Source organism: Pseudomonas sp. R28(2017) (assembly GCF_002112505.1).
In the GTDB taxonomy this organism is placed as follows: domain Bacteria; phylum Pseudomonadota; class Gammaproteobacteria; order Pseudomonadales; family Pseudomonadaceae; genus Aquipseudomonas.
On record NZ_NEHW01000008.1, the window covers coordinates 226,292 to 244,535 of the forward strand.

The 18,244-nt window shown below is 64.0% G+C and carries 18 protein-coding genes; 8 read left to right on the forward strand and 10 right to left on the reverse strand.

All coding sequences use genetic code 11. The features are described 5' to 3' along the window. The first annotated feature begins 55 nt into the window (after positions 1-55). Genes mksB through mksF form a run of 3 tightly spaced genes read left to right on the forward strand, consistent with a single transcriptional unit; the run spans position 56 to position 4,858 of the window. Positions 56-1,333 (forward strand): Mks condensin complex protein MksB, encoded by a 1,278-nt coding sequence (mksB, locus tag CAF78_RS16120; RefSeq protein ID WP_027918274.1) that lies wholly within the window; start codon positions 56-58, stop codon positions 1,331-1,333. Then, on the forward strand, positions 1,323-2,030 hold the full coding sequence (gene mksE / locus CAF78_RS16125; protein ID WP_027918273.1) for an Mks condensin complex protein MksE: 708 nt from the start codon (positions 1,323-1,325) through the stop codon (positions 2,028-2,030). The genes mksB and mksE overlap by 11 nt, the downstream gene beginning before the upstream one ends. Further along, positions 2,027-4,858 carry an Mks condensin complex protein MksF gene (gene mksF / locus CAF78_RS16130; RefSeq protein ID WP_085673976.1) on the forward strand — a complete coding sequence of 944 codons (2,832 nt, stop codon included), beginning with the start codon at positions 2,027-2,029 and terminating at the stop codon, positions 4,856-4,858. Before mksE ends, mksF begins: the two co-directional genes overlap by 4 nt. A gap of 122 nt (positions 4,859-4,980) precedes the next feature. Here mksF and CAF78_RS16135 read toward each other — a convergent pair whose 3' ends face one another. The 5 genes from CAF78_RS16135 to rplU form a co-directional block, all read right to left on the reverse strand. Next, entirely contained in the window at positions 4,981-5,442 is a 462-nt protein-coding gene (locus tag CAF78_RS16135; RefSeq protein WP_085673977.1) for a CreA family protein, read from the reverse strand. Further along, complete coding sequence (proB, locus tag CAF78_RS16140) at positions 5,439-6,557, reverse strand: glutamate 5-kinase (RefSeq protein WP_085673978.1); 1,119 nt, start codon at positions 6,555-6,557, stop codon at positions 5,439-5,441. The genes CAF78_RS16135 and proB overlap by 4 nt, the downstream gene beginning before the upstream one ends. Before the next feature lie 85 nt (positions 6,558-6,642). Beyond that, on the reverse strand, positions 6,643-7,869 hold the full coding sequence (gene cgtA, locus CAF78_RS16145) for an Obg family GTPase CgtA (protein WP_085673979.1): 1,227 nt from the start codon (positions 7,867-7,869) through the stop codon (positions 6,643-6,645). Positions 7,870-8,056: 187 nt separating this feature from the next. Further along, positions 8,057-8,314, reverse strand: coding sequence for a 50S ribosomal protein L27 (rpmA, locus tag CAF78_RS16150; protein WP_003247464.1), 258 nt, complete (start codon positions 8,312-8,314; stop codon positions 8,057-8,059). A gap of 37 nt (positions 8,315-8,351) precedes the next feature. Next, entirely contained in the window at positions 8,352-8,666 is a 315-nt protein-coding gene (rplU, locus tag CAF78_RS16155) for a 50S ribosomal protein L21 (RefSeq protein WP_003247466.1), read from the reverse strand. A gap of 244 nt (positions 8,667-8,910) precedes the next feature. On the opposite strand from rplU, the gene CAF78_RS16160 reads away from it, so the two are divergent. The 3 genes from CAF78_RS16160 (at position 8,911) to CAF78_RS16170 (ending at position 10,692) form a co-directional block, all read left to right on the forward strand. After that, positions 8,911-9,879: a polyprenyl synthetase family protein gene (locus CAF78_RS16160; RefSeq protein WP_085673980.1), complete on the forward strand. Its 969-nt coding sequence runs from the start codon at positions 8,911-8,913 to the stop codon at positions 9,877-9,879. 144 nt (positions 9,880-10,023) lie between these two features. Then, positions 10,024-10,365, forward strand: coding sequence for a zinc ribbon domain-containing protein YjdM (locus CAF78_RS16165; protein WP_023382397.1), 342 nt, complete (start codon positions 10,024-10,026; stop codon positions 10,363-10,365). 81 nt (positions 10,366-10,446) lie between these two features. Beyond that, complete coding sequence (locus CAF78_RS16170) at positions 10,447-10,692, forward strand: hypothetical protein (RefSeq protein WP_085673981.1); 246 nt, start codon at positions 10,447-10,449, stop codon at positions 10,690-10,692. 125 nt (positions 10,693-10,817) lie between these two features. Here CAF78_RS16170 and CAF78_RS16175 read toward each other — a convergent pair whose 3' ends face one another. The 5 genes from CAF78_RS16175 to CAF78_RS16195 all read right to left on the reverse strand — a co-directional run bounded on the left by CAF78_RS16175 (position 10,818) and on the right by CAF78_RS16195 (position 15,570). Then, the gene (locus tag CAF78_RS16175; RefSeq protein WP_085673983.1) at positions 10,818-11,435 is read right to left on the reverse strand and encodes an FKBP-type peptidyl-prolyl cis-trans isomerase; all 618 of its coding nucleotides are present in this window, start codon (positions 11,433-11,435) and stop codon (positions 10,818-10,820) included. Positions 11,436-11,520: 85 nt separating this feature from the next. Beyond that, positions 11,521-11,826, reverse strand: coding sequence for a DUF6482 family protein (locus tag CAF78_RS16180; protein ID WP_085673985.1), 306 nt, complete (start codon positions 11,824-11,826; stop codon positions 11,521-11,523). Between the two features lie 206 nt (positions 11,827-12,032). Next, a complete protein-coding gene (locus CAF78_RS16185) occupies positions 12,033-12,521 on the reverse strand; it encodes a TIGR00645 family protein (protein ID WP_003247486.1) in 489 nt (162 codons plus the stop codon). 109 nt (positions 12,522-12,630) lie between these two features. Further along, complete coding sequence (locus CAF78_RS16190; protein WP_085673987.1) at positions 12,631-12,969, reverse strand: hypothetical protein; 339 nt, start codon at positions 12,967-12,969, stop codon at positions 12,631-12,633. Between the two features lie 162 nt (positions 12,970-13,131). Further along, positions 13,132-15,570: a Lon protease family protein gene (locus tag CAF78_RS16195; protein ID WP_085673989.1), complete on the reverse strand. Its 2,439-nt coding sequence runs from the start codon at positions 15,568-15,570 to the stop codon at positions 13,132-13,134. 254 nt (positions 15,571-15,824) lie between these two features. On the opposite strand from CAF78_RS16195, the gene CAF78_RS16200 reads away from it, so the two are divergent. Both CAF78_RS16200 and CAF78_RS16205 read left to right on the forward strand, forming a co-directional pair. Continuing rightward, on the forward strand, positions 15,825-16,313 hold the full coding sequence (locus tag CAF78_RS16200; RefSeq protein WP_085673991.1) for a DUF3015 domain-containing protein: 489 nt from the start codon (positions 15,825-15,827) through the stop codon (positions 16,311-16,313). Between the two features lie 75 nt (positions 16,314-16,388). Then, a complete protein-coding gene (locus CAF78_RS16205; protein WP_085673993.1) occupies positions 16,389-18,242 on the forward strand; it encodes a DUF4105 domain-containing protein in 1,854 nt (617 codons plus the stop codon). Positions 18,243-18,244 lie beyond the last annotated feature (2 nt).

Here is an 18,244-nt window from a genome sequence, read left to right on the forward strand (position 1 = left end):
CCCCCCCGGATGAAGTACAATCGCCCCCTTTTTACTTGGCAACGAGTAGACGCCAATGATCGAACCCAAGCGCGTCCTGCGCGCCCTAGCCGAACACTGGGCCCTGATCGAGCCGCTGTGCGAGCGTTTCGACCAGGGCACCCTGAGCCTGGTGGAGCTGCGCCAGCAACTGGGCCGCCAGCAGGTGGAAAGCACGCCGCAGGACATCACCCAGCTGCTCGACGTGTGGATCCGCCTGGATATCCTGGTGCCGGTGGCCAAGAGCCCGAACCGTTTCGAGCTCAACGCCCAGATCCACGACTTCCTCGCCTACCTGCGCCGCGAGCACCGGCTGGGCCTGTGCCTGGAGATCGAGGCCTACCTGCGCCACCTGGAGCGCCTGGCCGGGCACATCCAGGATGCCTTCGACAACCGCGACAGCGACGACCTGGCGCGCCAGCTGCGCCTGCTCGACATGCGCGTGCGCGACGTGCTGAAGAAGCTCGACAACGACGAGCAGGCGCTGGTTGCCGTGGCCGAACGGGCCAAGACCAGCAACCGCCAGATCCCGCTGCGCCAGCGTTACGCCGAAGTACTGGCGACCTGGGACGAATACGTCGAGCCGATGATCCAGCTGGTGAACGCCGACGGCGCCTTCGAGCAAGGCGTGCGCAAGGTCGAGACCGTGCTGCTGAAACTGCTCGGCGAACAGGCGCGCCTCGGCCACCTGGTCGACGACGACATGCTGCTGCGCACCCACGCGCGCATCCTGGAAATGCAGACCAGCGCCCAGCTGACCCTGCGCCACGCCCGCGAACTGCTGCTGCCGCTGCGTGAAGAAGCGCGCCGGCACAACGCCGTGACCCGTGGCGCGGCGCTAGCGCTGTCGGTCATTCGCCGCAAGGGCATCGACGCCGTGCCGCAAGCCGCCATGCCGCTGTTCACCCGCCCGCAGAGCACCTTCCTCGGCAGTGCCAGCCAGGTCGAGGCCTATGTCTATGCCCTGGCCCGCTTCGAGCCGAAGCCGGCCAAGTTCCCCAAGGCGCACAAGACCCAGAAAGGCCCGCTGCCGCGTGCGCCACGCACGGTCAAAGAGATGCTCGAGCGCTGCGAAGACGCCCTGCCCCTGCCGGACCTGATGGTCTGGCTGCTGGACCAGGAGCCCGAAGGCGCCACCGACGAACTGCTGTACTGGTTCTCGCGCCTGTCGCGGGAGAAGCGCTTCAAGCGCGAACGCCTGGAACGGCGCGAGTACACCACCCACGAACACCTGGTCAGCCTGCGCTCGTTCGCCCTGACGTCCAGCCGCGAAGCGCAACCTGAAACCAACGCGAGCCCAGCCAATGCATCTTGATCTTTCCGAACTGTCCCAGCTCGCGCCGATCTTCCGCGAGCTGTTCAAGGGCTTCCACGTCAGCCGCCGCGACCCAGAAATGTACGCCCAGCTGTCGAACTTCCAGGACCAGTACCGCACCCTGTTCAAGGCCCTGGGCTTCGAACTGGTGTGCGACACCCGCGGGTTCTACTACTTCGTCCCCGAGCAGGCCGCCGCGCAGGTCAACAAGACCGCGCAGCGCCTGTCGCTGTTCACCTTCATCATCGTCGAGCACCTGGCCGACCAGGGCCGCGACCCGATGGCCGTGCTCGACGGCGGCAGCATCGGCCGCGACGAGCTGCCCTCGCTGCTGGACAAGTATCGTGACCTGTTCCTGCAGGCCGAAGTGCAGACCGTCGACGAGCTGGAAGAAAAGATCATGCGCCGCATGACCCAGCTCGGTTTCGCCCATGAAGAAGGCGGCATCTACCGCTTCCTGCCGCCGATGCACCGCTTCCTCGACGTGTGCCTGTCGGTGCAGCAGGACCGCGACCTGGCCGCCAGCCTGCACAGCGACTTGCCGCTGCCGACCCCGGTCCTGGTGGAAGAAGAAAGCCCGGAACAACTCAACCGCACCGACGACCCGCTCGACCTCACCCCGTTCGACGGCGAGGAAAGCGAAGAGGATGCCCTGGCCCGGGCCATCCGCGAAGAGCAACAGGAGATTGACGCATGAGCCAGGAACGCTACGGCATCCGCCGCTTCGCACTGCTCAACACCGCCGGCTACAGCCTTGGCCTGTTCCCGCTGGAGCACCCACTGTCGGTGTACGGTGCCAACAACCTGGGTAAATCGGCGTCGATCAACGCCTTGCAGTTCCCGATCCTGGCGCGCATGTCCGACATGAGCTTCGGCAAGTACAGCCTGGAGCAGTCGCGCCGCTTCTACTTCGCCAGCGACACGTCCTACATCCTCTGCGAACTGAACCTGCCCCACGGCCCGCACGTGATCGGTGTGGTCGGCCGCGGCCCGGGTGGCGGTTTCGGCCACCAGTTCTTCGCCTACAAGGGCGAGCTGGACCTGGCCCACTACCAGAAGAACGACACCTGCCTGCGCCAGAAAGAGCTGTTCACCAACCTCGAGCGCCTGGGCCTGAAAGCCTATGAGCTCAAGCCCGATGAACTGCGCCGGCTGCTGGTCGGCGGCCACACCTCGTGCCCGCTGGACCTGACCCTGATCCCGCTGCGTTCGACCAGCGAGCAGAGCCTGAAAACCTTCCGCGCCCTGTTCATCAACCTGCTGCACATGCGCGAGATCACCGCAGCCAAGCTCAAGCAGCTGTTCCTCGACGCCTTCGAGCACAGCCTGCGCTCGGGCAGCGTCGACTACATCGCCGCCTGCGAAGAAGCCTTCCGCGACGTACGCCGCATGGAGCAGGACTACAACGCCCTGGTTGCGGCAGGCCCCTTGGTCGAGGCCCTGGCCGGCGGCGTGGCCCAGCGCGACATCCTGCGCGGCAAGCTGCACCGCCTTTCGCCACTGCTCGACAACCTGCTGGGCACCTGGCAGGAATACGCCATGGCGCGCAAGGAAGAACTGGTGATCCAGGCCGAACACTTCCGTGGGGAGCAGGACCGCCTGCAGAACGACCAGCGCGGTGGCACCCAGGAGCTGATGCGCCTGGAACGTGAAATCACCGGTATCCAGCGCTGGCTCGGCGAGCTGTCGGTGCTCAAGCACCGCTTCGCCCTGGTCGATGACGTCAAGGTCCTGGAACAGGGCCTGCTGGCCGCCAAGGACGCCCACGACGAGCTGGCCGGGGCCCTGGCGCAATCGCGCCAGTTCTCCGCCGAAGACCTCGACGAGCGCGTGCGCGACCTTGAAAAACGCCTGAAGCAGGTCAAGCAGCAGCTCGACCACGCCGACAACAACAGCTACGCCCGCCTGCGCGAAGAGTTCTCGCAGCAGGATGTCGACCGCCTGATGCGCCTTTTCAACGGCGCGCTGTTCAGCCTGCCGCTGGGCGCCCGCGGCATCGAGCTGGACGACAGCGACCTGTGGGTGAAATCCCTGGAAGCGGTGCTGGACAGCTTCAAAGGCGAGCGTTTCGAAGCCCCTGGCCTTTCCATCGACCTCTCCAACATCGACCCGCCGGCCCTGCAGGCCCTGGCCGACCGCGCGGCCCTGCGCGACCAGAAGGAGCGCCTGGAAAAGGAGCTCAAGCAGCTCAAGACCCAGCAGCAAGTCGCCGCCGACCGCACCGCCTCCAAGGCCCAGACAGAAGCCCTGTACCAGGAAGTGCTGGACGCCCAGAAGGCCCTGGAAGACTTCCGCCGCAGCGAAACCCTGAGCGCTGAAGAGCCCGAGAAGCTGGAGCAGCTGGCGCAACTCGAAGCCGCCCAGGACGAGCTCAAGCGCTCCAGCGACGCCTTCACCGAACGCGTCCAGCAACTGTCGGCCAAGCTGCAGCTGGTCGGCCGCCAGATCGGCGACCTCGAGTCCAAGCAGCGCACCCTGGAAGACGCCCTGCGCCGCCGCCAACTGCTGCCGGCCGACCTGCCCTACGGCACGCCGTACATGGAGGCGGTCGACGACTCCATGGACAACCTGCTGCCGATGCTCAACGACTACCAGGACAGCTGGCAGGCCCTGCAACGTGTCGACAACCAGATCGAGGCGTTGTACGCCCAGGTACGCCTCAAGGGCGTGGCCAAGTTCGACAGCGAAGACGACATGGAGCGCCGCCTGCAGCTGCTGGTGAACGCCTACGCGCACCGCACCGACGAAGCCCTGACCCTGGCCAAGGCGCGCCGCGCCGCAGTCACCGACATCGCCCGGACCCTGCGCAACATCCGCAGCGACTACGACAGCCTCGAGCACCAGCTGGCCCTGTTCAACCGCGAGATCAACAAGCGCCAGGTGTCCAACCTGGAAAGCTTCCGCGTGGTGCTGGCACCGAACAAGGAAGCGCTCAAGCACATCGACCAGATCATCCACAGCGCCGGCCAGTACGAGGAAGGCGAGACCCTGTCGGTGTTCGACCTGACCCAGAGCGCCGAGCAGGACAACAAGAACGAAGAGGCCAAGGAGTACCTGGCGCGGCTGGTGGCGGCCAATCACAACCAGCTGGGCCTGAAGGACCTGTTCGAGCTGGCGTTCGAGATCACCAAGGTCAACGGCCAGCCGATCATCCACGCCGACATCGACGGCGCGGCGTCCAACGGCACCACCATGACCATCAAGGCGCTGACCAACATGTACCTGTTGCTGCACCTGATGGACCGTGACCTGGCCGGGCGCATTCGCCTGCCGTACTACCTCGACGAGGCGGCAGACATCGACGAACGCAACCAGGCGGCACTGCTGGAGACCAGCCTGCAGCTGGGCTTCGTGCCGATTCTGGCGAGCGTGAAGCCGCAGGTGTCGGCGCGCGTGGCGATCGACCTGGAAGGTGGCAGCGGGCCGAATGGCATCTACATCGACGAAGCGGACTGGAAGTACATCAGCCGGCTGGATGAGGTGAAGGCGATCGTGCGGGAGGATCAGGCCGAAGAGTTGGCCTGAGGTAATTGGGGCCGCTTTGCGGCCCTTCGCGGGCAAGCCCGCTCCCACAGGCACTGCAAAAGCCTGAAGGGCTGCACCTAACCTGTGGGAGCGGGCTTGCCCGCGAAGGCCTTAACGCGGTTTCAAGGGCTCCAAGGCAGGATCGGGATCGCCGTCACCGCATTCTGCGGGCTGCCTTCGATCATGCGGTCGCTGTACACCAGGTACACCAGGGTATTGCGCTTCTTGTCGAGGAAGCGCACCACCTGCATGGTCTTGAACACCAGCGAGGTGCGTTCCTTGAACACTTCCTCGCCATCCTTCAACTCACCCTTGAAGTTGATCGGCCCGACCTGACGGCAGGCAATCGACGCCTCCGCGCGATCTTCCGCCAAGCCCAAGCCACCCTTCACGCCGCCGGTCTTGGCCCGCGACAGGTAGCAGGTCACGCCCTCGACCTTGGGGTCGTCGAAAGCCTCGACCACGATGCGGTCGTTCGGCCCGACGAACTTGAACACGGTGGAGACCTGGCCGATCTCTTCGGCACCGGCCAGCACCGGCAGGGCAAGGATGGCCAAGGCCAGCGCCTGCTTGAGCAGCCTCATACCAGCACCAGGTTGTCGCGGTGCACCAGCTCCGGCTCGGCGATGTAGCCCAGCACGGCCTCGATCTGATCGGACGGCTGGCCGATGATCTTTTGCGCTTCCAGCGCGCTGTAGTTGGCCAGGCCACGCGCCACCTCGACGCCATCCGGGCCGACGCAAACCACCATTTCGCCACGGCGGAAGCTGCCCTGCACGGTCTTCACGCCGACCGGCAGCAGGCTCTTGTTGGCCTCACGCAGCGCCTGCACGGCGCCAGCGTCGAGCACCAGCGTACCGCGGGTCTGCAGGTGGCCAGCCAGCCACTGCTTGCGTGCCGCCAGCATGCCGCGCTCGGGCGACAGCAGCGTGCCCAGGCGCTCACCGGCCTTCAGGCGATCAAGCACGCGCTCGATACGGCCACCGATGATGATCGTGTGGGCGCCGGAACGGGCGGCCAGGCGCGCGGCGCGCAGCTTGGTCTGCATGCCGCCACGGCCGAGGGCACCGCCGGTGCCGCCGGCCACGGCGTCCAGCGACGGATCGTCGGCGCGGGCTTCGTAGATCAGCTGGGCCTCGGGGTTGTTGCGCGGGTCGGCATCGAACATGCCGTCACGGTCGGTGAGAATCACCAGCAAGTCGGCTTCCACCAGGTTGGCCACCAGCGCGGCCAGGGTGTCGTTGTCGCCGAAACGGATCTCGTCGGTGACCACGGTGTCGTTTTCGTTGATCACCGGCACCACGCCCAGATCGACCAGGGTACGCAGGGTGCTGCGGGCGTTCAGGTAACGCTTGCGGTCAGACAGGTCATCATGGGTCAGGAGGATCTGCGCGGTGTGCTTGCCATGTTCGCCGAAGCTTGTTTCCCAGGCCTGCACCAGGCGCATCTGGCCGATCGAGGCAGCCGCCTGCAGCTCGTTCATCGCACTCGGTCGCGAAGTCCAGCCCAGCTGGCTCATGCCGGCAGCCACGGCCCCGGAGGAGACCAGTACCAACTCCACGCCTGCTTCACGCAGCGCGACCATCTGCTCGACCCATACGGCCATGGCGCCGCGGTCGAGGCCCTTGCCATCGGCGGTCAGCAGGGCACTGCCAATCTTCACGACCCAGCGCTTGGCGCCCGTCACCTTGCTTCGCATCTTCTTCCAACCTATGTCGAATCTGTAGATACCGTGGATACAAAAACGCCGCTCCTGAGAGCGGCGTTTAGTGTACTGCAACCGATCAGTCGCGCACGTAAATGATTTCCGGGCCGTCTTCGTCGTCCTCGAAATCATCGTCCCAGGCATCGTCGTCGCCGATGTCGTGCACGCTCTTGACGCCGGTGCGACGCAGGGTGCGGGCGTCGTCCAGAGCCTGCAGCTGGGCACGGGCTTCGTCTTCGATGCGCTGGTCCAGCTCGGCCAGTTCCTCGGCGTAGGCCGGGTCGTTGGCCAGGCGGTCGGCGCGGTCTTCGATGTAGCGCATCAGGTCGTGGCTGAGCTGCTCGGTGCCTTGCTTGGAGATGGCCGAGATCACGTAGACCGGGCCTTCCCACTGCAGGCGCTCGACCACTTCCTTGACCCGCTCGTCGCGCTCGTCTTCCATCAGCATGTCCGACTTGTTCAGCACCAGCCAGCGCTCACGGTCGGTCAGCGACGGGCTGAAGCGGGTCAGCTCGTTGATGATGACTTCGGCGGCATCGGCCGGGCTGCTGCCGTCCAGCGGCGCCAGGTCGACCAGGTGCAGCAGCACGCGGGTACGCGCCAGGTGCTTGAGGAAGCGGATACCCAGGCCGGCACCGTCGGAGGCGCCTTCGATCAGGCCGGGGATGTCGGCGATGACGAAGCTCTTCCAGCGGTCGACGCTGACCACACCCAGGTTTGGTACCAGGGTGGTGAACGGGTAGTCGGCGACTTTCGGCTTGGCAGCCGAAACCGAACGGATGAAGGTGCTCTTGCCAGCGTTCGGCAGGCCGAGCAGGCCGACGTCGGCCAGTACCTTCAGCTCCATCTTCAGGTCGCGCTGGTCACCCGGCTTACCCGGCGTGGTCTGGCGCGGTGCACGGTTGGTGCTGGACTTGAAACGGGTGTTGCCCAGGCCGTGCCAGCCACCCTGGGCGACCATCAGCTTCTGGCCCGGGGTCACCAGGTCACCGATCACTTCCTGGGTCGAGGCGTCGATCACGGTGGTGCCGACCGGCACGCGCAGGAACAGGTCATCGCCCTTCTTGCCGGTGCAGTCGGTGCTGCCGCCGTTGGAGCCCCGCTGGGCTTCGTGGTGACGGGTGTAGCGATAGTCGACCAGGGTGTTGAGGTTTTCGTCGGCCACCATGTACACCGAGCCACCGTCACCACCGTCGCCGCCGTTGGGGCCGCCGTTCTCGATGAACTTCTCGCGGCGGAAGCTCATGCAACCGTTACCGCCGTCACCGGCTTTGACCCGAATGGATACTTCGTCAACAAACTTCATGAAAACCGCCTCTCGCCTGCGGGCGAGTTGAATACTGAAAAACCTGAGGCTCTTGCAAAAATGAGCGCGGCGGCCCCGTACGACCGTAGAAACCCACGCCGGCAGCCCATACAAACAGCTTTGCAAGAGGCTCACCACAAACGAAAAAGCCCCGTCGCATGACGGGGCTTCTGGAGCGACGTCGCGATTAAGCGGCGACGATGCTCACGTAACGGCGCATGAACTCGCCTTTCTTCTCGAACTTGATCACGCCTTCGATCTTGGCGAACAAGGTGTGATCCTTGCCCATGCCAACGCCGTAGCCAGCGTGGAATTCGGTGCCGCGCTGACGGACGATGATGTTGCCTGGCTTGATAACCTGGCCGCCATACATCTTCACGCCAAGGCGTTTCGATTCTGAGTCGCGACCGTTACGAGTACTACCACCAGCCTTCTTGTGAGCCATGGTTCAATCTCCAAATAAATTCAGGGGAACCGGGCGATTAAGCCTGGATACCGGTGATTTTGATCTCGGTGAACCACTGGCGGTGGCCCATACGCTTCATGTGGTGCTTACGACGACGGAACTTGATGATGCGAACCTTGTCGTGACGGCCTTGCGAAACGACTTCGGCAACCACTTTAGCGCCGGCGACGACTGGTGCGCCGATGGTGACTTCTTCACCGTTGGCAACCAGCAGAACGCGATCGAAGGTCACGGATTCGCCAGTGGCGACTTCCAGTTTTTCGATCTTGAGGAATTCACCTTCAGCGACTTTGTACTGCTTGCCGCCGGTAACGATTACTGCGTAAGACATGGTATTTCTCCGATAATCCTGCTCACCCAGCGCTTTATATGATGAGTATTGGCTGGCATGGCTGCACGGGGCTGGAACGGCCCTGTGCAATTGCGTAAGGCAGGTGCTGCCCAGGAAGTTAGGGTGCGCGATTGTACGCAACCCGGGTTTTGCTTGCAAGTCCCGCCCCCGGCCTGCGGGCACCGCGCCTTGACACACCGGGACCCGCGACCTAGCATGCCGCGCAACCTCACTGGAGCAGCCGATGCAACCCCAAACCTTCTACCGCGCGGTAGCTGAAGATTTCAGCGCCGTCGACGAGATCATCAAGAAGCAGCTGACCTCGCGCGTGCCGCTGGTATCGAAGATCGGCGACTATATCACTTCCGCCGGTGGCAAGCGCCTGCGCCCGCTACTGGTGCTGCTGTGCGGCAAGGCCCTGGGCCGCGAAGGCGCCGACCTGCGCCTGCTGGCCGCGACCATCGAGTTCCTGCACACCGCCACCCTGCTGCACGACGACGTGGTCGACATGTCCGGCATGCGCCGTGGCCGCTCCACCGCCAATGCCCTGTGGGGCAACGCGCCGAGCGTGCTGGTGGGAGACTTCCTCTATTCGCGCTCGTTCGAGATGATGGTCGAACTGGGCTCGATGCCGGTCATGCAGATCCTTTCCAAGGCCACCCGAGTGATCGCCGAGGGTGAAGTGCTGCAGCTGTCGCGAGTACGCGATGCGAGCACCACCGAAGAGGTCTACATGGACGTCATCCGCGGCAAGACCGCGATGCTGTTCGAGGCGTCGACCCACAGCGCCGCAGCGCTGGCCGAAGCCAGCGAAGACCAGCGCGAAGCCCTGCGCACCTTCGGTGACCACCTGGGCGTGGCCTTCCAGCTGGTCGACGACCTGCTCGACTACGAAGGCGATGCCGAAGCCCTGGGCAAGAACGTCGGCGACGACCTGGCCGAAGGCAAACCGACCCTGCCGCTGATCTACACCATGCGCGAAGGTACGCCGGAACAGGCGGCACTGGTGCGCAAGGCGATCCAGAAGGGTGGCCTGGAGGACCTGGAGCAGATTCGCGAGGCCGTCGAGGCTTCGGGTGCCTTGAAGTACACCGCCGAGCTGGCGCGTGACTACGTCAAGCGTGCCATCGCCTGCCTGGAAGTGCTGCCAGCCAGCGAATACCGGGATGCACTGGTCGAGCTGAGCGAGTTTGCGGTCGCGCGTACTCACTGACAGACCGAGTCGCCTTCTTCGCGGGCCAGCCCGCTCCCACAGGAGCGTGCTGGCCCGCTTTGCATTTGTCCGGACAAAAACACTTCCCCCGCAAGACCTTTTACAATATGGGCCTTTAACCGCCTGTCTGCTTAAGGAACCGAAGTGAGCACTCTGCCACCCTGCCCCAAATGCAACTCCGAATACACCTACGAGGATGGCACTCAGCTGATCTGCCCCGAGTGCGCCCACGAGTGGTCGGCCAGCGGCGAAGCCGAAGCGGCCAGCGATGACGTGGTGAAGAAGGATTCGGTCGGCAACGTCCTGCAGGACGGCGACACCGTTACCGTGATCAAGGACCTCAAGGTCAAGGGCTCGTCCCTGGTGGTCAAGGTCGGCACCAAGGTCAAGAACATCCGCCTGTGCGACGGCGACCACGATATCGACTGCAAGATCGACGGCATCGGCGCCATGAAGCTGAAGTCGGAATTCGTGCGTAAGGTCTGATTACAAAATCCGCCAATTGGCGCTTGCTATTCTGATAATAAGAATTATTCTCATTGGAACCGCTATCCAAGGAGAATAGCCATGACTTATCTGATCGACGCCTGGCTGGACCGCCCCCACCCTTACCTGCGCATCCTTCATCGGGAAACCGGTGAGGTGTGCGCGGTGCTCGAAGAAGAAGCGCTGGACGAACTGCGCGACCAGGGCGACCTGGATCTCAGCGGGCTGAATTCGAGTGAGCCGATCGTGCTCAAGGAGCTGGTGCGCAACCTGTTTCTGTTCTGCTATGCACGGGCGTTGCGCCCTGGGGGAACAGACTGGAATTGAGGCCGGCAGCGCCGGCCATTCGCGGGCAAGCCCGCTCTCACAGGTTCGCACAGGATTCAAGCCTAGTGCGATACCTGTGGGAGCGGGCTTGCCCGCGAATGGGCCGCAAAGCGGCCCCAGCGGCATTACAGAACGTCGAGCAGCTCGACGTCGAACACCAGTACGCTGTGCGGCGGGATGCTGCCAACGCCTTGGGCGCCGTAGGCCAGCTCGCTCGGCACGTACAGGCGCCATTTGCTGCCGGCGTTCATCAGCTGCAGGGCTTCGGTCCAGCCAGCGATCACGCCACCAACCGGGAATTCAGCCGGCTGGCCACGGTCGTAGGAGCTGTCGAACACGGTACCGTCGATCAGGGTGCCGTGGTAATGGGTGCGCACGTTGCTTTCGCGGGTCGGCTTGGCGCCAACACCTGCGGTCAGCACTTCGAACTGCAGGCCCGAAGCCAGGGTGGTGATGCCGTCACGCTTGGCGTTCTCGGCCAGGAATTCCTTGCCAGCGGCAGCGGCGGCTTCAGCCTTGGCTGCAGCTTCGGCTTGCATCACGTCACGGATGACCTTGAAGCTGGCCGACAGGTCGGCTTCGCTGACGCGGCTGTCAGCGCCGTTGAAGGCGTCGGTCAGGCCGGCCAGGATGGCTTCCAGGCTCACGCCTGGTGGCGGGTTGTCGCGCAGCTGGCCGCCCAGCTGGCGGCCGATGCCGTAGCTGACGCGAGTTTCGTCGGTGGACAGGTTGAGTTCGGACATTGTCGTGCTCCACTGCAGGGCGCAGTGCAGCCGCGCCCTTGATGAAAAGGGCGAGCAGCCTAGCACACTGGGGCGCCGCGAGCAGCTACCAGGCCGAGCGCTGGGAAATCGGCACCTTCAGGTCTTCTTCCGGGTGCGTGCCCATGCCACACATTTCGTCCTGCACGGACCAGTGCACGAGGTTCATCGACACCATCGGAATGGTCTGCAGCAACTTGCGAGCATCCTCCACCGAGTGCACGCGCAAGCGCTCACCACGGGTATCGGACAGGGGGTGGGGATGGCCTTTGACCCGGGCCTCGATCAGGTAGTCGCCGCCTTCGATGGCGATCAGGTTCAGTTCGTCGACATGGCCAGCCCTGGCCTCTGTATTGAGCTGATGCAGGTTCATGAGAGCACCTCGCTTTGGGAACCACGCATGAGTGCTCATTTTTTGTACGGGAAAGGAGAATACACAAGGCATAACTGACGCCGCTCGTCAGTTATGCCTCGATCATTGTGCGAGCGGGCGAGCCCGCGAAACAGGCGACGCGGTGGATTGCACCGGCTTCGCCGGTATTCGCGGGCTTGCCCGCTCCCACAGGGGCCAGCCAGGCCTCAGTGCTTGGTCAGCTTGTCCAGGTAGCCCATGCAGAAGGCCGAGACCACGAAGGTCATGTGGATGATCACGTACCACATCAGGTAGTCGGTGGAGATGTTCTGCGCATCCATGAACACCCGCAGCAGGTGGATGGAGGAAATCGCCACGATCGACGCGGCAACCTTCATCTTCAGCGACGAAGAGTCCATCTTGCCCAGCCAGTTGAGCTTCTCCTTGCTCTCGTCGATGTCCAGTTGCGACACGAAGTTCTCGTAGCCGGAAATCATCACCATCACCAGCAGGCCGCCCACCAGCGACATGTCGATCAGCGACAGGATGACCAGGATCAGGTCGGCTTCGCTGAGGGCGAAAACGTTGGGCAGGACGTGGACAACTTCCTGGAAGAACTTCAGCGCCAGGGCCAGCAGGCCGAGGGACAGGCCGAAATAAATGGGAGCGAGCAGCCAGCGCGAGGCATACATCGCGTTTTCGAGAATACGTTCCATGGAGGGTTCTTGAACTCGTCAGGTGACTGGAAAAGCGAGCGCGAGTATAGCCAGCCACCTGTGACAGCAAAAGCCTGCGGCCCGATGCCGCACCCACCAGGGTGTGTGCTCAGGTTTCAGGGTGGAACTGATAATCCCCCAGGTTCCGGCAGCGTTCGCCGTTGATCCGCCGCAACTGAGCCTGCAGGTGCAGGCACCAGATCTGAGGATCTTCGGCCACCTGGTACCCGTGCAGGGTCAGGCTGTCGACAATGGCATTGAGCACCGATTCGGCCACCATCGGCCCATGGAACGGCCCTTGGGCCTTGATCGCCGAGGGTTGCTCACCGGCCATGCCGGCGGCGAACAGCAAGGTCCACATGCCGTTGTCGCCGGCCAGTGGGCGAATGCTGCATTCAATGCGGGTCACCAGGCCCAGGCACTGGCGAGTAAGGCTGAGGTTGCGCATGGCCGCGTCCCCCTCGAATGAGCCCTGTTCAGCCTGAAAGCCAGGCTGTTTCCATCCTGAACCCTGATACCGTCCTTAAGTTCCAGCATAGAAGAACAGCACAGAAAGATGGAAAACCGGCGCTGAACGGTAGCACATGGCCGCCAGCGCCGATTTATTGACTCAGGCCGGTTTGGCCTGGGCAATCACCTCTTCCAGGCGGTCCTTTTCCGCCTTCTCGATCTCTTCCTCGCTGATCATCTCGGCGATCTCGCGCAGACGCTCGACCACGCGGGCATTGACGCTGCCTTCGGTGAACACGCCTTCGTCGTTGAGCTCGCCAGCATCCTGGCCCACCAGCAGGCTCAGCGCCTCGTCCGCCTGGCTCACGGCATAGACGTGGAACATGCCGTTCTCCACCGCCTGCAGCACGCGCTCGTCGAGCATCAGCGTGGCGACGTTGGCGCGCGGGATGATCACCCCCTGCTCGCCGGTCAGGCCACGTGCCTCGCAGAGGCGGAAGAAGCCTTCGATCTTCTCGTTGACCCCACCCACCGCCTGCACTTCACCGAACTGGTTGATCGAGCCGGTGATGGCGAAGCACTGCTTGAGCGGCGTGCGCGACAAGGCCGAGATCAGCGTGCAGGCTTCGCCCAGCGAGGCGCTGTCGCCATCGACATAGCCGTAGGACTGCTCCAGGGCAATGCTCGCGGAAATCGCCAGGGGGAATTCCTGGGCATAGCGGCTGCCCAGGTACCCGGTGAGGATCATCACCCCCTTGGAGTGGATCGGCTGGCCGAGGTTGACCTCACGCTCGATGTCGACAATGCCGCTGCCGCCGGGGTAGACGGTGGCGGAAATCCGCGCCGGCATGCCGAACGCCGAGTCGCCGACCTCCAGCACGGTCAGGCCGTTGCACTTGCCGATGGCCGCGCCTTCGCTGTCGATCAGGATGATGCCGGCGAGCATGTCGTCGAGCACCCGCTGCGAGACACGCCCGGTGCGGGTGGCCTTGGCCTTGAGCGCACGTTCGATGTGCCCGGCGTCGGTCATCTCGTCACTGGCCAGCTGGCGGATGAAATCTGCCTCGCTGACCAGCTGGAACAGGTCGCCGATGCGGGCCGACAGGCGCGACTGGTTTTCCGCCAGGCGTGCGCTGTAGGTGGCCAGGCGCGCCACCGCATCACTGGTCAGCGGTGCCATGCCTTCCTCGTTGGTGCGGGTGCGCAGCAGCTGGGCGAACTGCTCGAGGTTCTCGTCGACCATCGGCATGTCTTCGTCGAAGTCGACCAGCACGCGGAACATCTCCTGGAAGTCCGGGTCGTGGTCCTGCAGCGCGTAGTACAGCTGGCGCGAACCGATGATCACCAGCTTGATGTTCAGCGGGATCATCTGTGGCGTCAGGCTGACCGTGGCGACACGGCCCAGCTCGCCCAGTGGCGATTCCATCTTCAGCTTGCGCGACTGCAGGGCGCGCTTGAGGGCATCCCAGACGAACGGCTCGCCCAGCATCTTCTCGGCTTCGAGAATCAGGAAACCGCCATTGGCACGGTGCAACGCGCCCGGGCGCAACTGCCGGTAAGAGGTGTACAGCGCCCCCTGGTCGGTGCTGTATTCGATGCGACCGAACAGGTTGTCGTAGGTCGGGTGCGGCTCGAACACCACCGGCGCGCCACCATCGGCATGGTGGCCGACCACCAGGCTCGGCGCGTACTGCTCTTCGAGCAGCTTGCGGGCAGCAGCGTCGGTCTTGCTGTCGTCGACCAACTGCTCGACCACGGTACGCAGCAGGTTCAGCTGCACGGACTGCAGGTAGGCACAGACGGCCGCGTTCTCGGCGTACTTTTCCGACAGTGGCGCCAGCAGCGGCTGCAGGGCCAGGGTGATGGTTTCTTCGTTGAGCTGGCGCAACTGGTTGTTCGATTCGCGCTTCCATTGCGGCAGGCTGGCCAATTCCTCGTTCAGGCGCTCCTCGAGCAGGGCGATGTCCTCGTGGAACTGCTCGCGGACCTCTTCGGGCAACTGGGCGAATTCGGCTTCATCCAGCGCCTTGCCATCGGCCATCGGGGTGAAGGCGACGTTGCTGGCATCGCGGTACAGGGCCACGTCCTTTTCCAGCGAGGCGCGCTCGATCACATCCAGCGCACGGTCGTAACGCTGGTTGAAGGCGCGGTCGATGGCGCCCTTCTTCTGCTGGTACGACGGGTGCTCGAACACCGCCGGGAAGGTTGCCAGCAGGTTGTCGATCAACCCACCCATGTCGCTGATGAACTCGGCCGCGCTGCCAGAAGGCAGCTCCAGTGCACGTGGCTCGCGGGTGTCGTCGAAATGGTTGACGTAGAGCCAGTCAGCCGGGGTCTGCTGGCGCTTGCCCTCGGCCTTGAGGTAGCGCTTGACGAACGAGAAGCGGCCGGTGCCAGGCTCGCCCATCACATACACGTTGTAACCGGGGCGCGGCATGGCCACGCCGAACTGCAGGGCCTCGACAGCACGTTCCTGGCCCAGGACTCCGCGAAACGGCTCCAGATCGTCGGTATTGGTAAAGGCAAACTGCTCGGGGGAGAAACGCCGGGTCAGGGCTTCAGGCGCGAGACGCAGGCGCGCAGCGACAGGATCGGGCATTGGGTTTCCTTACTTCGGCGGGGCAGATACGCAGCATTCTGGCGCTGCCCGCGCGCGCCTTGCAAGGCTCCACGGGACTTTATGTCGCAGCGGCGATGCTGTCATGGACAAGCAAATTTTTCGCAATCAACAACGCAACCTTTAGATCATGCCTAAACTCCAAGCTGCGCGGGTGGGTGAAATGCTTTCCCGACCTGGCAACCGCGTTGCCAGACAACCCTGACCCTTGGTTAAGACAAATAGAGAACAAAGCTATGAAACGGATTCTTCTGGGTACTCTGTTCACCGTGGTCTCCATCAACGCCATGGCCGAAGCGCCAGGTGGCCCGAACTGCGGCTGGGGCAACCTGCTGTTCGAAGGCCAGCGCGGCACCCCGGCTCACTTCCTGGCCTCCACCACCAACGGCACCTCCGGCAACGCCACCTTCGGCATGACCTCCGGTACCAACGGCTGCTCCACCAAGGCTTCGCTGACCTATGGCGGCAAATCCTGGTTCGCCATGAATGGCATGATGAACGAGCTGTCCGAAGACATGGCCATGGGCCAGGGCGAAGCCCTGACCACCTACGCCGTGGTCCTGGGCGTCGCTCCGGAAGATCGCGGCTACTTTGCCTCGGTCACCCACCAGCACTTCAACCAGATCTTCAGCAGCGCCGACGTGACTGCCGAAACTGTCCACAGCAACACCCTGGCCGTTCTGAAGAGCGACCCACGCCTGGCCAAATACGCCACCGAGGCCTGAGTGCAGCTGCTCCCGCCCCGGCCTCCGGGGCGGGTTTCGCCTTTTTTCGGCATCGTCTAGAAGTAGTTGCCCGATATGCTTAAACGCTTCGCTGCCCTGGCGCTGTGTGCCTGCGCCCCCGCTCATGCCATGCCCGTGCTGGACCAAGGCCGTATCCAGCAACTGGCCAACACCCCTTACTGGATTGCCCTGGGCCACTATGAAACCGCCAAGCTCGGTGGCTGGCGCAGCTATGTGGACGATGACGCCTTTTTCCTTGCCGAGGACGGCGCGCACCACCCGGACCAGGAACTCAAGGCCACGGTCGAAGCGCTGTACGCCCCGGCCAGCCTGGGTGACAAGCACGCCCAGTGCGTCTTCCCCGCACGCACCCGCTGGCTGCGTGAACAGCTCGACCTGCAAGGCCTGCCGCAACCGGACTGCCAGGAATTCAAGACCTGGTACCAGTCGATCGACCCGCACAGCGCGGCGCTGATCTTCCCGGCCGCCTACCTGAACAGCCCATCGTCGATGTTCGGCCATACCCTGCTGCGCATCGACCAGTCCAACACCCGCAGCGACGACACCACGCTGCTGAGCTACGCGATCAACTTCGGCGCCTATATCGAAGGCAGCGACAACAGCATCCTGTATGCCTGGAAGGGCCTGATGGGCGGCTATCCGGGCCTGTTCGCGCTGATGCCCTACCAGGAAAAGCTCTCCGAATACCGCAGCCTTGAGAACCGCGACCTGTGGGAGTACCAGCTGGACCTGACGCCGGAAGAAACCGGGCGCATGGTCGAGCACGTCTGGGAACTGAAGCAGATCCAGTTCGATTACTTCTTCTTCGACGAAAACTGCTCCTACCGCCTGCTGGAGTTGCTGCAGGTGGCCCGGCCGAGCCTGGACCTGACCTCGCAGTTCCCGCTTACCGCCATTCCCACCGACACGGTGAAGGCGGTGAAGCAGTCGGGCCTGGTCGCCAGCGAAACCTACCGCCCCTCACGCGAACGCGAACTGCTGGCCCGCGCCGAGCCGCTGGACCATGACGAGAAGCGCCAGGTGCTGGCCGTCAGTGCCGATACCGCGCAATTGCAAAGCCCCGAATTCAAAGCCCTGCCCCGCGAGCGCCAGGCGCTGGTGCAGGATGCCGCCTACCGCCTGGAGCGCTACCGGGCCAATGGCCAGGAACGTGACCCCGCGCAGGCCAGGCGCAGCTTCGAGCTGCTGCGGGCGATCAACGGCAACCCGCCGCCACCCTTGCAGATCGAGCGCCCCGGCCTGCCCGAGGACGGCCACGACTCGCGGACCTGGCAGCTGGGGGTCGGCACCCGCGAGGACCGCGCCTACGCCGAGTACGGCCTGCGCATGGCCTACCACGACCTCAACGACAATGCCTATGGCTTCCCGCTGGGGGCACAGATCGAGATCCTGCAGCTCAAGGTGCGCCAGTACGAAGGCAACGACTGGCAGGTGCAACGCCTGGACCTGGCCACCATCCGTTCGCTGACGCCGCGCAACGAGCTGCTCAAGCCTTGGTCCTGGCAGGTGGCAGGTGGCCTGGAGCGGGTGCCGGGCAAGCATGACGACGAGGTGCTGGTGAGCCATGTGAATGGCGGTGCCGGTGGTACCTGGCAACTGGCAGATGGCTTGCTGGGCTTCGCCCTGGGCACGGTGCGGGTCGAGCACCACAACGACTTCGCCCAGTTCATCGCCCCGGCGACGGGGTTCAATGGCGGGCTGCTGTGGCGCAACGGCCTGGGCAACATGACCCTGGAGGCCAAGGGCGATTACTTCACCAATGGCGAGGTGCGGCGCAGCGTGAGCCTGAACCAGCAGTGGGAGATCAGCCAGAACCTCGGGGTGAGGTTGAGTGCTTCGCGTGAGTTCAGCCACCTGGCGACGGCGCAGAACGAGGTGATGCTGGAGCTGAAGTGGTATCACTATTGATT

Bases quoted from the DNA above. Each gene is read 5' to 3' on its own strand.
- CAF78_RS16195 (WP_085673989.1), bottom strand. From the start codon at position 15,570: ATGCCCGATCCTGTCGCTGCGCGCCTGCGTCTCGCGCCTGAAGCCCTG.
- proB (WP_085673978.1), bottom strand. From the start codon at position 6,557: ATGCGAAGCAAGGTGACGGGCGCCAAGCGCTGGGTCGTGAAGATTGGC.
- mksE (WP_027918273.1), top strand. From the start codon at position 1,323: ATGCATCTTGATCTTTCCGAACTGTCCCAGCTCGCGCCGATCTTCCGC.
- CAF78_RS16205 (WP_085673993.1), top strand. From the start codon at position 16,389: ATGCTTAAACGCTTCGCTGCCCTGGCGCTGTGTGCCTGCGCCCCCGCT.
- CAF78_RS16190 (WP_085673987.1), bottom strand. From the start codon at position 12,969: ATGCGCAACCTCAGCCTTACTCGCCAGTGCCTGGGCCTGGTGACCCGC.
- cgtA (WP_085673979.1), bottom strand. From the start codon at position 7,869: ATGAAGTTTGTTGACGAAGTATCCATTCGGGTCAAAGCCGGTGACGGC.
- CAF78_RS16180 (WP_085673985.1), bottom strand. From the start codon at position 11,826: ATGAACCTGCATCAGCTCAATACAGAGGCCAGGGCTGGCCATGTCGAC.
- rpmA (WP_003247464.1), bottom strand. From the start codon at position 8,314: ATGGCTCACAAGAAGGCTGGTGGTAGTACTCGTAACGGTCGCGACTCA.
- CAF78_RS16200 (WP_085673991.1), top strand. From the start codon at position 15,825: ATGAAACGGATTCTTCTGGGTACTCTGTTCACCGTGGTCTCCATCAAC.
- CAF78_RS16135 (WP_085673977.1), bottom strand. From the start codon at position 5,442: ATGAGGCTGCTCAAGCAGGCGCTGGCCTTGGCCATCCTTGCCCTGCCG.
- CAF78_RS16185 (WP_003247486.1), bottom strand. From the start codon at position 12,521: ATGGAACGTATTCTCGAAAACGCGATGTATGCCTCGCGCTGGCTGCTC.
- mksF (WP_085673976.1), top strand. From the start codon at position 2,027: ATGAGCCAGGAACGCTACGGCATCCGCCGCTTCGCACTGCTCAACACC.
- mksB (WP_027918274.1), top strand. From the start codon at position 56: ATGATCGAACCCAAGCGCGTCCTGCGCGCCCTAGCCGAACACTGGGCC.
- CAF78_RS16160 (WP_085673980.1), top strand. From the start codon at position 8,911: ATGCAACCCCAAACCTTCTACCGCGCGGTAGCTGAAGATTTCAGCGCC.
- CAF78_RS16170 (WP_085673981.1), top strand. From the start codon at position 10,447: ATGACTTATCTGATCGACGCCTGGCTGGACCGCCCCCACCCTTACCTG.
- CAF78_RS16175 (WP_085673983.1), bottom strand. From the start codon at position 11,435: ATGTCCGAACTCAACCTGTCCACCGACGAAACTCGCGTCAGCTACGGC.
- rplU (WP_003247466.1), bottom strand. From the start codon at position 8,666: ATGTCTTACGCAGTAATCGTTACCGGCGGCAAGCAGTACAAAGTCGCT.